Origin of the sequence: Winogradskyella damuponensis (assembly GCF_039538385.1) — a bacterium.
Classification (GTDB): Bacteria; Bacteroidota; Bacteroidia; order Flavobacteriales; family Flavobacteriaceae; genus Winogradskyella; species Winogradskyella damuponensis.
In genome coordinates this window covers 385,758-399,635 of sequence record NZ_BAABCB010000030.1, presented here as the reverse complement: position 1 = coordinate 399,635, position 13,878 = coordinate 385,758, and the positions used below count along the sequence as shown (strand labels likewise).

The following is a 13,878-nucleotide window of genomic DNA, read 5'->3' as shown; positions in this document are numbered from 1 at the left end:
ATTTAACTCTGCTGTAATTGCCGAATAGTTTTAGCAAAAGTTATTCATTAGATCCGGCTTCTTTTTTCGCTTCATTAACCATTGTTTCGTTAGGAACGATAGCAATATTGACACGTCTGTTTTTAGAACGGCCTTCTGCTGTTGTATTATCGTACATCGGTTGTTCTTCGCCAAACCAATGGGTTGTAAATCGTCCGCTACTTAAACCTTTTCTGGTTAGGTAATTGGTTACAGCTTCAGCTCTATTTTTAGATAAAGTCATATTGTAAGCGTCATTACCAGAACTATCTGTATGGCCAACGACTAGAATGTTTGTGTCTGGATATTCTGTAAATACACTTGCTAATTTGTTAAGTGTTTCTTGCGATTTAGCATTGATGTTATACTTTTCAGTATCAAAATAAACACCACTTTGTTCATCAAAAGTGAGTACAATACCATCATCTACACGTTCTACGGTTGCTCCAGGAATTTCAGTTTCAATGTCTTGTGCTTGTTTGTCCATTTTGTTTCCAATAAGTACACCAGCTCCACCGCCAACAACTCCTCCGATAACAGCGCCTAATTCACTATTATTACCATCACCAACATTATTTCCAATAATGGCACCTAATAATGCTCCTCCAGCTGCTCCAATGACACCACCTTTTTGTTTGTTATTTGCATTGTCTACAGCCTTACAACTGGTCATTAGTACTAAAAGTAATGATAAGGTTATGGCTAATGTTAATTTATAATTCAATAATTTCATAATATTTATAATTTTGTAAAGTTCATTGTAATGGTGATGGGCTTTCCATCTAAGGTCACTATTTGTTGCCACTGCATAGCGGTTTCAGAAAGTGCTGTTAATTCTAACCGAAATCCTGCATTAGTTTCCGATTTACCCTTTTCATTGGTCGGTTTTAATAGGAAATTATATAATCCCGTGTCCTCATTAACTTCATCTATGGTGAATACAAAAAATCGTTTGTCTGAGGAACAATTTAATCCAGACAGGGTATAAGTTCCTGTGTTGTTATTAGGTATAAATTGCCATGTACTATTCTCGAAGCAAGCTTTTTCGGTATCATTAAGAAGTGTGATTTTTAAATCTCCAATGGCTGAAGATTTTATAGACGTTAGTGTCCAATCCCCTTTAATCGTTTTTTTAGATTGACGAACGGTCTTTGACGTTCCACATGCTAAAAAGCAAAGGGTTAAACATAATATTGCTATTTTTTTCATTGTCTTTAAGTAATGTTTGAATTCAAAATTACTTAAAGGGTAAGGCATAGCTTACTTGTAAAGAAAAAATTATTGATGCATTAGCAAAAAAAAGAAGGAACCTGTATGAGGCTCCATCTCTTATGATCTAAAATAAAAAGATTGAGGGCTTAACTAATTTGCAATCCATTTTTAACTGCGTCAATATCTGGATTTACAAACACCAAATTACCACCTTCATCCTCAGTCATTAAAATCATCCCTTGACTTTCAACACCTCGTAAAGCTCTTGGTGCTAAATTCACTAAAACAGTAACACGCTTACCTATGACGTCTTCTGGTGAAAAGCTTTCGGCAATACCAGAAACAATGGTTCTTGTATCAATACCAGTATCTACTTTTAAGACTAGAAGCTTTTTAGTTTTTGGCATTTTTTCAGCTTCTAAGATTGTACCAACACGTAAATCTAGTTTGGTGAAATCATCAAATGTAATTTCATCTTTTTGAGGTTCTACAGCCTTGTTTGCCGCTTCATTAGCTTTTTTGCTAGCAATTAGCTTTTCTAATTGTGCTTCAATTTGTGCATCTTCAATTTTAGAGAATAACAATTCCCCTTTTCCTATTTGGTGGTTTGCTGGAATAAGAATGTCTTTTGAAGAAATATCTTCCCAATTGTTATCGTTCACATTTAAAATGTTTTTTAGTTTTTCGGAAGTGAACGGTAAAAATGGTTCTGATAAAACCGCTAAAGCAGAAGCAATCTGTAAGGCCACAAACATTACAGTTTTAGTACGTGCTTCATCTGTTTTAAACGTTTTCCATGGTTCTTCGTCTGCTAAATACTTATTTCCTAATCGTGCTAAGTTCATCAATTCTTGACTTGCTTCTCTAAAACGGTAACGTTCAATAGAGCTCGAAATCACAGCAGGATAAGCTTTTACAGCCGCTAAAGTTTCTTCATCAATCGTAGAATAGTCTGAAGGTTCAGGAATTATTCCATCGTAATATTTGTTGGTTAAAACCACCACACGATTGATAAAGTTTCCGAAGATAGCTACCAATTCATTATTGTTTCTAGCTTGAAAATCTTTCCACGTAAAATCGTTATCCTTAGATTCTGGTGCATTTGCCGTTAAGGCATAACGCAACACATCTTGTTGATTAGGGAAATCGATTAAATAATCTGGTAACCAAACGGCCCAGTTTTTAGAGGTTGATAATTTCTGACCTTCTAAGTTTAAAAATTCGTTAGCTGGTACGTTGTCTGGTAAAATATAAGAGCCTTCAGCTTTTAGCATGGATGGGAAAATAATACAGTGAAACACAATATTATCTTTTCCTATAAAGTGTACCAATTTGGTGTCTTCGTCTTTCCAATAATCTTCCCAGTTTTTACCTTCGCGTGCTGCCCATTCTTTGGTTGCAGAAATGTAACCAATAGGAGCATCAAACCAAACGTAAAGTACTTTGCCTTCGCCACCTTCAACAGGTACCGGAATTCCCCAATCTAAATCTCTGGTTACGGCACGTGGACGTAAGCCATCGTCAATCCAAGATTTTACTTGACCGTAAACATTAGGTTTCCAGTCCTTTTTATGACCTTTTAAAATCCATTCACGTAAAAAATCTTCGTGTTTATTTAAAGGTAAAAACCAGTGTTTGGTTTCTTTTAATGTTGGTACATTACCTGTGATTGCCGATTTTGGGTTTATTAAATCTGTAGCATTTAAGCTGGATCCACAGCTTTCACACTGATCACCATAAGCTTCTTCATTACCACATTTAGGACAGGTTCCTGTGACAAAACGATCTGCTAAAAACTGATTTGCTTCAGCATCGTATAATTGTTCAGTCACTTCTTCTACAAATTCATTTTTGTCGTAAAGGGTTTTAAAAAACTCTTGAGCCGTATCATGATGAATTTTTGCTGAAGTACGTGAGTAGTTATCGAATGTAATACCAAAATCAATAAAAGACTGCTTGATAATGGCATGGTATTTATCAACGATATCTTGTGGAGTAACTCCTTCTTTTTTCGCCTTTATGGTAATGGGTACACCGTGCTCATCACTTCCGCAAATAAAAGCAACGTCATTGCCAGTTAATCTTAAATATCTAGAATAAATATCTGCAGGTACATAAACACCAGCTAAATGTCCAATATGAATTGGGCCGTTAGTGTATGGTAATGCTGCTGTTATGGTATATCTCTTCGACATGGTTTTTATTTTTTTTTGAAGCTACAAAAGTAAGCATTTTGTAGTGTGAATTGTAATGAAATAAAGAAACGATTCGTCGAAAAAAAAGCAGATTATTTTGATTTTTTACAAAATAATTTACTTTTGGCGACTTAATCAAACAAATTTATAAAATGAAGAATTTAAAATTACTTTTTCTATTAGTGTCAATTAGCTTAGTGTCTTTTTCTTGTGGAAGTGATGATGATGGAGACGGAGGAACGGCTGGCGGTTCAGGTGTATTAGTTTATGGTGATACGGAATATCAATTAAAATCTGGAGTTATTGCGGATTATGGCGAATATTTTGATGGTGTATATAACTTTGATATTTCTTTAGTAGACTCAGGACTTAGAATTGTAGATGGTGAAGCTATACCTACTAATGATACGTTTTCTGGAGTATATTTTGAATTATTTACATCAAATTCACAAGATTTGGAAGAGGGTGTATATACCATTGGGAATGGCATAGAAGCGGGTACATATAGCTCTGCTGAGGTAATCATCGAAACTACTGTTGATGAGGATTACGATGCATTCGAAATAAACTCAGGTACGTTTACAGTTTTAGATGATGGTTCTTCTTACGAGTTTGAATTTGAAGGAACGACTTATAATGGAACTTCTTTTTCGGGATACTATACAGGATCTTTAGTGTCTGTTGATTACTCATCTGAATTAAGTCGATCAGCAGCTTCTAATACAACAAAAACTAAAGCATTATTCAATTAATAGTTGTACTAATTTTTTATAAAAAGAGATGGTCTTAATATAGGATCATCTTTTTTTTTATGCGTTAAAACTTCTGACTGATTTAAATTGAAGTTGAAAATGCAGAAGTACTTTTTTAAAGTGTTATTCGTTATATTATTTTATTGGCTTCAATTTTTACTTTTTATATTTACAAAAACTATTTTATGATTTTGAAAAAGTACGTTTCATATCTCATTTTACTTATTATTATGGTTGTGAATACCAATGTTAGAGCACAAATAGAAACCAATAAACCTATGGATATGACTTCAAAATTAATACAACCACCATATTTAAAAGCAGGCGATACGGTTGCTATTGTAGCGCCTTCTGGAATTTTAAAAAGTCGAGAAGGAGAAGTACAACAAGCGGTTAAACTTTTACAAAGTTGGGGTTTGAATGCTATTGTTGGAGACCATGTGTTTAGCCAGTCTAACCATTTTGCAGGAGATGATTATGAGCGTTGTGTAGATCTGCAAAGCGTTATGGATAATCCTACTGTGAGTGCGATTTGGTGTGCGCGAGGTGGTTACGGAACGGTAAGGATTTTAGATAAGTTAGACTATACAGAATTTAAGAAAAATCCGAAATGGGTTATTGGTTATAGCGATATTACAGCATTACACAACCAGGTGCATAATGAAGGGTTTCAATCATTACATGCTTTAATGTGCGTGAGTTTAACAAAGGATTTAAATGACATTAAAGAAACGGTTGCTACCTTTAAATCTGCTTTATTTGGAGAACCAACAGACTACACGTTAAAAGGCTCTAAGTATAATAGAGTAGGCGAAACTTCAGGAGAATTGGTTGGTGGTAATCTCACGATGTTACATACCATGTTAGGATCTAAAGAGAGTATCGATACCTCTGGAAAGATTTTGTTTATTGAAGAAATTGGTGAATACAAATACCATATAGATCGTATGCTACAGAGTATGAAGCGTGCTGGTTATTTTGATCATTTAAATGGACTTGTGGTTGGTGATATGTCTAAAATGCGAAAGAATACCACACTTTGGGGAGCTTCGGTTGAGCAATTAATTTTAGATGCTTTAGAAGACTACGATTTTCCAATTACGTTTAATATGCCTGCGGGACACGAAAAAGATAATCGTGCTTTGGTTTTAGGGAGAACTCTAGACTTGAAAGTCGGTAAAGCGCAAACGACGTTGAAATTTTCAGAATAATTGTTTTTGAAACCTAAAAAATAAAAGGCCTCCTAAAATGTAGAGTCCAGCGTCAATTAGATCACTAGTATAACGTGTGTTTATTTGAGGCATTAACCATTCAAAATAGATTAAAAAATACATAGTTAAGGCTAAAACGATACCTATTGGTACGTAAAGCGCTTCGGTTTTCTTGATGATTCTTAAAACAGCTAAACACGTACTTAGAACAATAGGCATACATAAAAAGTCATTGACATAAAAGTACACCCAATTTGGTAGTGGTAAAACAAACTTCTGCGCTATGTAAATTGCAAGAGCTACTAACATACTTATGTAGAAAATAGGATGTTTTAAAATTTTCATGCTGCAATTGCTGTAATTAACCAAGCAATAAACATGCCTATAGCCATAAATGCCATCCAAATAGAATGGGTGATTTTTACAAAAATACGTACGATTAAAAAACGATGGTCTTTGTGTTTTTCAAAAAATGAAGGAGAGGCTTCTTTTTGAATACGCTCGCGTTCTCGACGTTCTTTTTCTTCTTGTGCAAAGGCTAATTCACGTCTTTTTTTATAAGATAAAAGTGTATTGCAATTGGTACAGTAATCTGCATTTGTGTTATAGATGCCACAATTAGGGCATTTAATATGACGAACCATTTGGCTAACTTTAAAGTGATTGTAAAGATATGGCTAATTGTAGGATTTATAAAGGTTTTGAATAAAGATGCTGCGATGAAAACGAGATGAAATTACTTCAAGATGACACAATTTTGTATATTGATTGTTAACTTTTAGGTGGAATTAATTTTTGTATCGTACAGAGAAAAAGACTAAAGAAAATGGCACAACACAATGAACTTGGTCAACTAGGAGAGCAACTCGCTACAGATTATCTTATAAAAAAGGGTTACGAAATTGTAGTTCGTAATTATGTGTTTCAAAAAGCAGAAATTGATATTATTGCTAAATACAATAATGTGATGATTTGTGTTGAAGTGAAAACTCGAAATTCTGATTTTTTTGGTGATCCACAAGAGTTTGTAACTCCAAGCAAAATAAAATTATTGGTAAAAGCGATGGATGCTTTTATTCTTGAACATGATATAGAATTAGAAACACGTTTTGATATTGTTGCAGTTTTAAAGAATAAAACCACGGAACAATTGACGCATTATGAAGATGCTTTTTATCATTTTTAATTTCCCGTGAAAACGGGAATCTCATGAATTATTCCAGAATTTTAAATGTTTATACTACAGCTTTCAAAACGTTTGTGACAAATTATGTCTAAATTTTGAAGATCTAGATTTTTCTTCATGAGATTCCTGCGTTCGCAGGAATGTTACCTATAAAAATTCATCTCGTCAATAAATTGCCATACATGTTCTGGCAATATAGGGCGTACATTTTTTTTGTTTTTAATTTCATTTCTTATAAAGGTTGAAGAGAGTTCCATAATTGGAGCATTAACCTTTGTAATTTTAGGATGATCATTAAATTGAGTATCTACTTTTCCTTTAGATAATCTAGGGTAGACGTAAATATTGTGGTTCTCTAAAATAAGTTCATAGTTTTTCCACTTATGAAAACTTTTTAAATTGTCTTCGCCCATAATTAAGGCAAACTCATAGTTAGGATATTTTTCAAAAAGGTAAGCTAGTGTATCAATAGTGTAATTGGGTTGTTTTAATCCAAATTCGATATCGCTTGGTCTCAGTTTGTCATAGTCTTTTGTGGCTAGGTGTACCATCTCTAAACGTTGGTAGTTGTCTAGTAAACTGCTTTTCTTTTTAAAAGGGCTTAAAGGTGTTACTACAAACCAAACCTGATCCAAGTCACTATGCTCAGCCAGATGATTGGCTATAGTTAAATGGCCAACATGAATGGGATTAAACGTGCCAAAATATAAACCAATCTTCATGTTACTTCGCTATAAAATCTGAAACCAATTTGTAAGCATCATCCAAAGCCTTATTTAGGTCAGAGTTAACCACAATTTCATCAAAAAGTGGAGCGGTAGCTAGTTCTGCAGGAGCTTTAGCAACGCGCATACTAATTTTGTCTTCACTTTCTTCTCCTCTTTCTTTTAATCGTCTTACCAATTCGTTTAAATCTGGCGGTTTTACAAAAATAGCAATAGTTTGCTCTGGGAACTTTCGTTTAATACGCAATCCTCCAGAAACGTCAATATCAAAAATAACGTGTTTTCCTTTTGCCCAAATGCGTTCAATTTCGGTTTTTAAAGTGCCATAAAAATTATCTCTATACACTTCTTCCCATTCTAAAAACTCATCGTTTTTAATTCGGTTTTTAAATTCTTTAAGCGATAGGTAATAATAATCTTTTCCATTAACTTCGTTACCGCGTTTATCACGTGAAGTTGCAGAGATAGAAAACTCTAAGTTGAGTTCTGGCTGTTTTAATAAATGACGAACAATAGTTGTTTTTCCTGAACCAGAAGGTGCTGAAAAGACAATAAGCTTGCCTTGTATTTCGTTTTTGATTTCTGACAAAATAAATTGTTTTACTTTTTACTGTATACCGCGACTGTGATGGTCAACTAATTTAGAGTACGTTTAATAATTGTTCCTTAATCTTTTCGAGTTCATCTTTCATTTGAACTACTAATTTTTGCATTGGTGCATAGTTAGATTTTGAACCGATAGTGTTAATTTCTCTTCCAATTTCTTGAGAGATAAAACCTAATTTTTTTCCGTTTGAATCGTCAGAATTTAACGACTTTATAAAATAATCTAAGTGGTTTTCTAATCTTACTTTTTCTTCAGTAATATCAAATTTTTCAATGTAATAGACCAGTTCTTGTTCAAAACGGTTTTCATCTACCTTTTCTTTAATATCTGCAATACCTTTTTCTAATCGAGCTCTTACACCATCAATACGATCAGGATCCATAGTAATTACCTCTTGTAATAAACGTCTAAGGGTGGCAATTCTATCTTCAAAGTCTTGTTTTAGCATTGCTCCTTCGTCTTTTCTGTAAATAACAATATTAGCAATGGCTTCATTAATTTCTTTACTAATTAAAGACCACTCTTCTTCATCAATATCATCACGTTCTGTTGTTACAGCATCTGGTAAACGAATGGCCATTTTTAAAAGTTCTGTAGCATCTCCGTCAACCACTTCTTTAAGTTGCTTAATGTATTCTTTAACAACTGTTTTATTGATTTTAGAACTGGTGTCTTCGCCTGTGATTTCTACAAATAATGAAAAATCTACTTTTCCTCTTACTAAGTTTTTAGCAATTAATTTTCTAATGGCTAATTCTTTTGCACGATACATAGAAGGCATACGAGCATTGAGATCTAGACTCTTACTGTTTAGAGATTTTAATTCTATAGATATTTTTTTAGTTGGGAGCTGTAGTACAGATTTCCCGTAACCTGTCATGGATTGTATCATTAAAGATGCTTTAATTAAAGTTGTGCAAAGGTACAAAATTGAATGGTTTTAAATAGTTTAGAAATGAACCGATTCTCACAATAGACTTTTATAACTTTGTAAGCCAAAATTGAAAAGAAAACTATGTACAAAAAACAATTTGAAATTCGCTGGAGCGATGTTGATGCTAACGGTCATTTAGCTAATTCTGCTTATACCAACTTTATGAGTCATGCTAGGATGGCTTTCTTTACAGAAAAAGGGTTTACAATGCCAGAAATAATGAAATTCAATGTTGGACCAGTAGTGTTTTATGAGCACATGTATTATTTTAAAGAATCTTTTTTGGGTACTCCAATTACGGTAACTATTGAAGTTTCTGGTTTGAGTGAAGATGGTATGTTATTTATGTTTGAACATAATTTTTACAACCATAAAGGCGAAAATTTAGCCTATTGCGAAATGCAAGGTGCTTGGATTGATTTAAAAGCGAGAAAATTAACAGCTTTACCAGAACCTTTATTAGAATTGGCTCATAAATTTCCAAAGTCTGAAAGTTTTAAGGTTTTAACAAAAGAAGATACACGTAAGCATGGCGTAAGACCAAAGCCTATGCCAATGTAAGTTTTACTTAAAAACCGAATGTTGCTTAAAGGATTTTATCTGCACATTTTTAATAAACGGTTTTAAAACCTGATTAGGTAAATACTGCTTGTGTTTGCAATAACAAGTTAACGGTTTTGGTTTTGCACCAAGTGTACTTTTAATTTCTGAAGCAGTTCTGCCTAAGTTAATCTGTGTTGATTGTGTTTCAATTCCGAGTCTTACATAATCATTTAGTATTCTTGGATAGATAGCAAATTCTTTATTTTTTGAATAGTCAATGCCTATAAAATGCGCATCGAGATGCGTGTTGTTTTGCATGGCAGATAAAAAACCAACTAATTTATCTTCAAGAAAATAGCCTTTTACTATAAATTTATTTTTGAAGGCTTTTTTTAGATAAATATAAGTGTCAAGATTTAAAATTTGAGCGTTAAAATCGGCATTATCAATAGTGTTTTGATATAATTCTTGAAGCTGATTTTTATGTGTTTCTATGTCTTGTTGTGTGAATAATTTCGCTTTTAAAGTCTTACTTTTTGTGTCAGCTCTATTGGCTTTTACACGGTATTTAGATTTTAAAGCATTGGTGTAATCGTTAAAAGATTGCCATTCAGGTTTTAGTGTAATAATCATGTTTGGCTCAACGTTCATAGCCGCGTAATCATAGGCTTCTAAATGCTTTGTAATAGGAAGAGAATCGTTTTCAAAATCTTTTATGAATATGGCTTTTAGTTTTTTTGTAGATTTTGATAATTGTTTTACACCTTCTGCAATGGCCTTGAATGTGGTAATTTTATCTTCACCATCTTTTAAAAATGTACCATATTCACCACTTAAAAACACATTTCCACAGAACAACACACGAATTTCATTATTGCAAAACATATTGTTTACCACGCGTCTAATTTTATCAGTCATGCTAATGTTTTTAGTAATGGTTTCAATTCCAATAGTTACAATTTGGGTATTAGCAAAAGCAATCGCTTCTTTGTCTTTTAATATAAAGATATAATTAAACTCAATATCTGTATTGGCACGCTCAAATGCTTTTAGAAATTCGGGCGAATAATAAATATTTGTACAGCAGTTTACGCTATGCCAATAGGATTGTGGAATAGCATCAATGCTTTTAAATATTTTAGATTTTAGAGGCAAATTAAGTGGTGTTTTTAGGTTTTTTAGATACTAGAAATACTCCTAAAAATATGAGTAACATGGCTCCAATTTTTACTGAGTCTATAAAATCTGCGCCTATTGAAATAGCAAAGAGTCCAGCAATTACAGGTTGAAGATAAATAAATATACCTACAGTAGATGCTTTTAGTTTGTTTAATGCGAGTGGGTTAAACAAATAGGTTCCAAAAGTTGCTCCAATAATAACAAATAGAACAGACCAAATGGCATTAGGTGTAAACGTGTGCCACTCCACAGCTTTTAAGTCGTTATATCCAAACGGAATTAACATAATAAGGCCAAATAAAAATAACCATTTAATAAATGTAAATGGATGGTATTTTAATGTGAGTTTTTTTATCATTATAATATAAATACTGTACGAAATAGCATTTAAAAACACGAGTAAATTACCTAAAGGCACATTGTCGCCAGCTCTATTAGATTTACCATAAATAGTTAAAACGAGTGCGCCTATTAAGCCTAAGGTAACTCCAACGATTTTGAGCTTAGATACGTTTTCTTTTAGAATTATAGCCGACAAAACTAAAATTATAATAGGCACTGTAATGGTGATAGCAGAGGCGTGGATAGGCGAAGTGTATTCTAAGCCTTTAAAAAAGAACAGCATATTAATCATCACTCCAAAAATAGCAGCGACAAAGAGTTTTAGATAGTCTTTTTTTTCAATTTTTTGTTTTGGTAAAAAGAGACTCATTGCCCAAAACAATACTGTAGCTCCAGCTACTCTTATAAGTACAAACCCAAAAGGTTTGATGAAACTTTCATTCATTACCGTTTTTGCAATGGTGAAATTGAGTCCATATAATACTTGTACCATTACAAGTGCAAAAATGGCAAACCCTCTACTATTCATGCAAAGCAAGTTTTGCTGCTTCTACTGTTGTCTTAGAATTGCCAATAAAAATTTGATTCTTATATAAAATCACTGGCCGTTTTAAAAAGGTGTAGTGCTCTAAAATATAGTTTTTATAATCGTCCTCAGTTAACGATTTGTCTTTTAAACCTAGTTCTTTATAAAGTCTAGCGCGTTTACTAAACAAGCTCTCGTAACTGTTAGTTAGTTCTCGCATTTGTTCAATTTGTTGCGTAGTAATTGGTTCTGTCTTTATATCTTGAAGTTGAAAGCCTTCAGGAAGATTAAGTTCATTAATGATACGCGTACAAGTATTACAGCTACTTAAATAGTATATTTTGTTCATAATCTAAACGGTTTAATTTCAAAATGCAAAGAAACCGTATTTCTAACGAATTTTATTACTTTTAAGAAAAATATCAATTTATGGATTACTACTCAATTGCAACTATTTTAGTTGTATTATCTGCCCTTTTTGGCTATATAAACGTGAAGTTTTTAAAACTACCAATTACCATTGGTTTAATGGTTATTACTATTGTTTTTACTGTAGTTTTAGTTGGTATTGCTCAGTTTGATGATACTTTATTGGTTCAAGAGCGGGAATTTATAGCTATGATAGACTTTGAAACCGTCTTGTTAGATATTATGTTGAGTTTTTTATTATTTGCAGGGGCACTACATACTAATTTTAATCAACTAAAAGTGCAACGCGGCCCAATTTTAGCTTTTGCAACTTTAGGTGTTTTGGTATCTACAGTTTTGGTTGGTGTTGCGATGTTCTATGTGTTAAAATTAATGGGATTAAATGTCGATTTTATCTATTGTTTATTATTTGGAGCGTTAATATCACCAACAGATCCCATTGCTGTTTTAGGAATTTTAAAAAAGGCAGGAGCACCAAAAAAATTGGAAACCAAAATTGTAGGAGAATCATTATTTAATGATGGAGTTGGAGTCGTGGTGTTTTTGACCATTTTTGCGATTGCAGCCAAACCAGATGCAGCGATTAAATTATCTGAAATTGCAACCTTATTCGGACAAGAAGTTATTGGTGGTATTGTTTTGGGGCTTTTTCTAGGTTGGGTTACGTATCGTTTAATGCGTTCTATTGATAATTATGAAATTGAAGTCATTCTAACCCTTGCAACGGTTATGGGAGGTACCATGTTAGCGCATAAATTTCATTTATCTGCACCATTAGCGATGGTTACAGCTGGACTTATTGTTGGAAATGATACCGTAAGAAATTCTGCCATGTCTGAAACTACAGAACTTTATGTGGATAAATTTTGGGAACTAATAGATGTCTTATTAAATACTATTTTGTTTGTAATGATTGGTATGGAAATGTTAATTTTAACTTTAGAAGGCAAATACATTTATGCCGGATTATTAGCTATTCCTATTATATTAATGTGTCGTTATATATCTCTATGGTTGCCCATAAAGTTTTTTTCAAAACGTTTAGATTTTGTGCCAAAAACAAATTTGATAATGACTTGGGGAGGCTTGCGAGGTGGAATTTCAATAGCATTAGCTCTAAGTCTTACCACAGCGATGCATAGAGAATTATTTTTAGTAATTACTTATATTGTCGTGGTGGTTTCTATTGTTGGTCAAGGTTTAACCGTTGAACCTTTTATTAAACGATTAACAAGAGGAGTAAAGGATTAATGAACTTTTAAATATAATTCTGTCTCTGTAAACGGAATTACAAACTCGGTATAACCACTATCATACGAAGCAACTTCGTAAACATTATAAAGCAGTATTAGTCCGTCTTCACTAAAACCTATGTTTTCTGGTAAGTGAAACGATTCTCCAAAAAAGAAATCTTCCATTTTTAAGTTTTCTTTTTTGTTGTCTAATGATTTTATAAAATATTTTTCGGCTAATGTTGTAAAGCTTTCTTTGTCTGTGATAATATCATTTAAGCTCAAAATTTTACCTGTTTTAGCGTCTAAGTTGAGAAATTGTATTTGGTCGTTACCATGTGCTCCTCCTTTAAATTCGTAATTACTAATTGCTATTGTAATCACTTCTTCAGATTGATAGGTTAATTCGGTTTCAATATGAAGTTCCCATACAGGTTCTGATCCTTCTGAAAATTCGTTTCTATAACTAAGGTATTCTGTATTAAAAGCTTTTAGAACATCGGTTAAGTTGTTTTTATTTTCAGGTGTACTTAAGGTTTTAATAATTGCATTTTCAACATTGGTGTTAATAGTTTTGCTGAGGTCGCTATTGCCTTTGGCCTTACTGTAGGTTGCCGAAATTTCGGCATCAAAAGATTCTTCAATTGAAATGGTTTCAAAGGTTACAGGTTTAAATTCAGAAGTACATGAATTTAAAAGAATTAAAAACACTAAAAAAAGACTTATACGTTTCAAACTGGTAGAGGTTTTGTTAAACAAAGACTAAAGGTATTATATAGATTCGAAT

17 protein-coding genes are annotated in these 13,878 nt (G+C 32.9%); 5 read left to right on the top strand and 12 right to left on the bottom strand.

The genetic code is table 11. From position 1 onward, the window contains the following. Positions 1-40: 40 nt before the first annotated feature. The 3 genes from ABD730_RS16930 to metG form a co-directional block, all read right to left on the bottom strand. Positions 41-751 carry a YiaD family glycine zipper/OmpA-like lipoprotein gene (locus ABD730_RS16930; RefSeq protein ID WP_344716081.1) on the bottom strand — a complete coding sequence of 237 codons (711 nt, stop codon included), beginning with the start codon at positions 749-751 and terminating at the stop codon, positions 41-43. 5 nt (positions 752-756) lie between these two features. Further along, a complete protein-coding gene (locus ABD730_RS16925; protein ID WP_344716080.1) occupies positions 757-1,227 on the bottom strand; it encodes a lipocalin in 471 nt (156 codons plus the stop codon). Positions 1,228-1,376: 149 nt separating this feature from the next. Further along, positions 1,377-3,425: a methionine--tRNA ligase gene (metG, locus tag ABD730_RS16920; protein WP_344716079.1), complete on the bottom strand. Its 2,049-nt coding sequence runs from the start codon at positions 3,423-3,425 to the stop codon at positions 1,377-1,379. Between the two features lie 152 nt (positions 3,426-3,577). On the opposite strand from metG, the gene ABD730_RS16915 reads away from it, so the two are divergent. Together ABD730_RS16915 and ABD730_RS16910 are read left to right on the top strand one after the other, a co-directional pair. Continuing rightward, positions 3,578-4,177, top strand: a complete 600-nt coding sequence (locus ABD730_RS16915) for a hypothetical protein (RefSeq protein ID WP_344716078.1) — start codon at positions 3,578-3,580, stop codon at positions 4,175-4,177. Between the two features lie 185 nt (positions 4,178-4,362). Continuing rightward, positions 4,363-5,388 (top strand): S66 peptidase family protein, encoded by a 1,026-nt coding sequence (locus ABD730_RS16910; RefSeq protein WP_344716077.1) that lies wholly within the window; start codon positions 4,363-4,365, stop codon positions 5,386-5,388. Here ABD730_RS16910 and ABD730_RS16905 read toward each other — a convergent pair. Both ABD730_RS16905 and ABD730_RS16900 read right to left on the bottom strand, forming a co-directional pair. Then, on the bottom strand, positions 5,380-5,733 hold the full coding sequence (locus ABD730_RS16905) for a hypothetical protein (protein WP_344716076.1): 354 nt from the start codon (positions 5,731-5,733) through the stop codon (positions 5,380-5,382). The genes ABD730_RS16910 and ABD730_RS16905 overlap by 9 nt on opposite strands. Further along, positions 5,730-6,032, bottom strand: coding sequence for a hypothetical protein (locus tag ABD730_RS16900; RefSeq protein WP_344716075.1), 303 nt, complete (start codon positions 6,030-6,032; stop codon positions 5,730-5,732). Before ABD730_RS16900 ends, ABD730_RS16905 begins: the two co-directional genes overlap by 4 nt. 182 nt (positions 6,033-6,214) lie before the next feature. Here ABD730_RS16900 and ABD730_RS16895 point away from each other — a divergent pair, with 182 nt between their 5' ends. Further along, the gene (locus ABD730_RS16895; RefSeq protein WP_344716074.1) at positions 6,215-6,574 is read left to right on the top strand and encodes a YraN family protein; all 360 of its coding nucleotides are present in this window, start codon (positions 6,215-6,217) and stop codon (positions 6,572-6,574) included. Between the two features lie 143 nt (positions 6,575-6,717). Here ABD730_RS16895 and nadD read toward each other — a convergent pair whose 3' ends face one another. The 3 genes from nadD to ABD730_RS16880 are packed head-to-tail and all read right to left on the bottom strand — an operon-like array spanning position 6,718 to position 8,798. Then, the gene (nadD, locus tag ABD730_RS16890; RefSeq protein WP_334465982.1) at positions 6,718-7,296 is read right to left on the bottom strand and encodes a nicotinate (nicotinamide) nucleotide adenylyltransferase; all 579 of its coding nucleotides are present in this window, start codon (positions 7,294-7,296) and stop codon (positions 6,718-6,720) included. 1 nt (position 7,297) lies between these two features. Next, entirely contained in the window at positions 7,298-7,888 is a 591-nt protein-coding gene (gene gmk, locus ABD730_RS16885) for a guanylate kinase (protein WP_334465979.1), read from the bottom strand. 52 nt (positions 7,889-7,940) lie between these two features. Continuing rightward, positions 7,941-8,798: a YicC/YloC family endoribonuclease gene (locus ABD730_RS16880; RefSeq protein ID WP_334465977.1), complete on the bottom strand. Its 858-nt coding sequence runs from the start codon at positions 8,796-8,798 to the stop codon at positions 7,941-7,943. A gap of 123 nt (positions 8,799-8,921) precedes the next feature. Between ABD730_RS16880 and ABD730_RS16875 the strand changes: the two genes are divergently transcribed. Further along, the gene (locus ABD730_RS16875; RefSeq protein WP_334465976.1) at positions 8,922-9,401 is read left to right on the top strand and encodes an acyl-CoA thioesterase; all 480 of its coding nucleotides are present in this window, start codon (positions 8,922-8,924) and stop codon (positions 9,399-9,401) included. A gap of 3 nt (positions 9,402-9,404) precedes the next feature. Here ABD730_RS16875 and ABD730_RS16870 read toward each other — a convergent pair whose 3' ends face one another. From ABD730_RS16870 to ABD730_RS16860, 3 genes are read right to left on the bottom strand one after another with little or no spacing between them, the layout of a single operon-like run. Next, on the bottom strand, positions 9,405-10,538 hold the full coding sequence (locus tag ABD730_RS16870; protein WP_344716073.1) for a hypothetical protein: 1,134 nt from the start codon (positions 10,536-10,538) through the stop codon (positions 9,405-9,407). A gap of 1 nt (position 10,539) precedes the next feature. After that, a complete protein-coding gene (locus ABD730_RS16865) occupies positions 10,540-11,433 on the bottom strand; it encodes a DMT family transporter (protein WP_344716072.1) in 894 nt (297 codons plus the stop codon). After that, a complete protein-coding gene (locus ABD730_RS16860) occupies positions 11,426-11,779 on the bottom strand; it encodes an arsenate reductase family protein (protein WP_334465967.1) in 354 nt (117 codons plus the stop codon). Before ABD730_RS16860 ends, ABD730_RS16865 begins: the two co-directional genes overlap by 8 nt. A gap of 80 nt (positions 11,780-11,859) precedes the next feature. On the opposite strand from ABD730_RS16860, the gene ABD730_RS16855 reads away from it, so the two are divergent. Further along, a complete protein-coding gene (locus ABD730_RS16855) occupies positions 11,860-13,110 on the top strand; it encodes a cation:proton antiporter (protein ID WP_344716071.1) in 1,251 nt (416 codons plus the stop codon). Here the strand turns inward: ABD730_RS16855 and ABD730_RS16850 are convergent. Further along, positions 13,107-13,826 carry a DUF3298 and DUF4163 domain-containing protein gene (locus tag ABD730_RS16850; RefSeq protein WP_344716070.1) on the bottom strand — a complete coding sequence of 240 codons (720 nt, stop codon included), beginning with the start codon at positions 13,824-13,826 and terminating at the stop codon, positions 13,107-13,109. The genes ABD730_RS16855 and ABD730_RS16850 overlap by 4 nt on opposite strands. Positions 13,827-13,878: the final 52 nt, after the last annotated feature.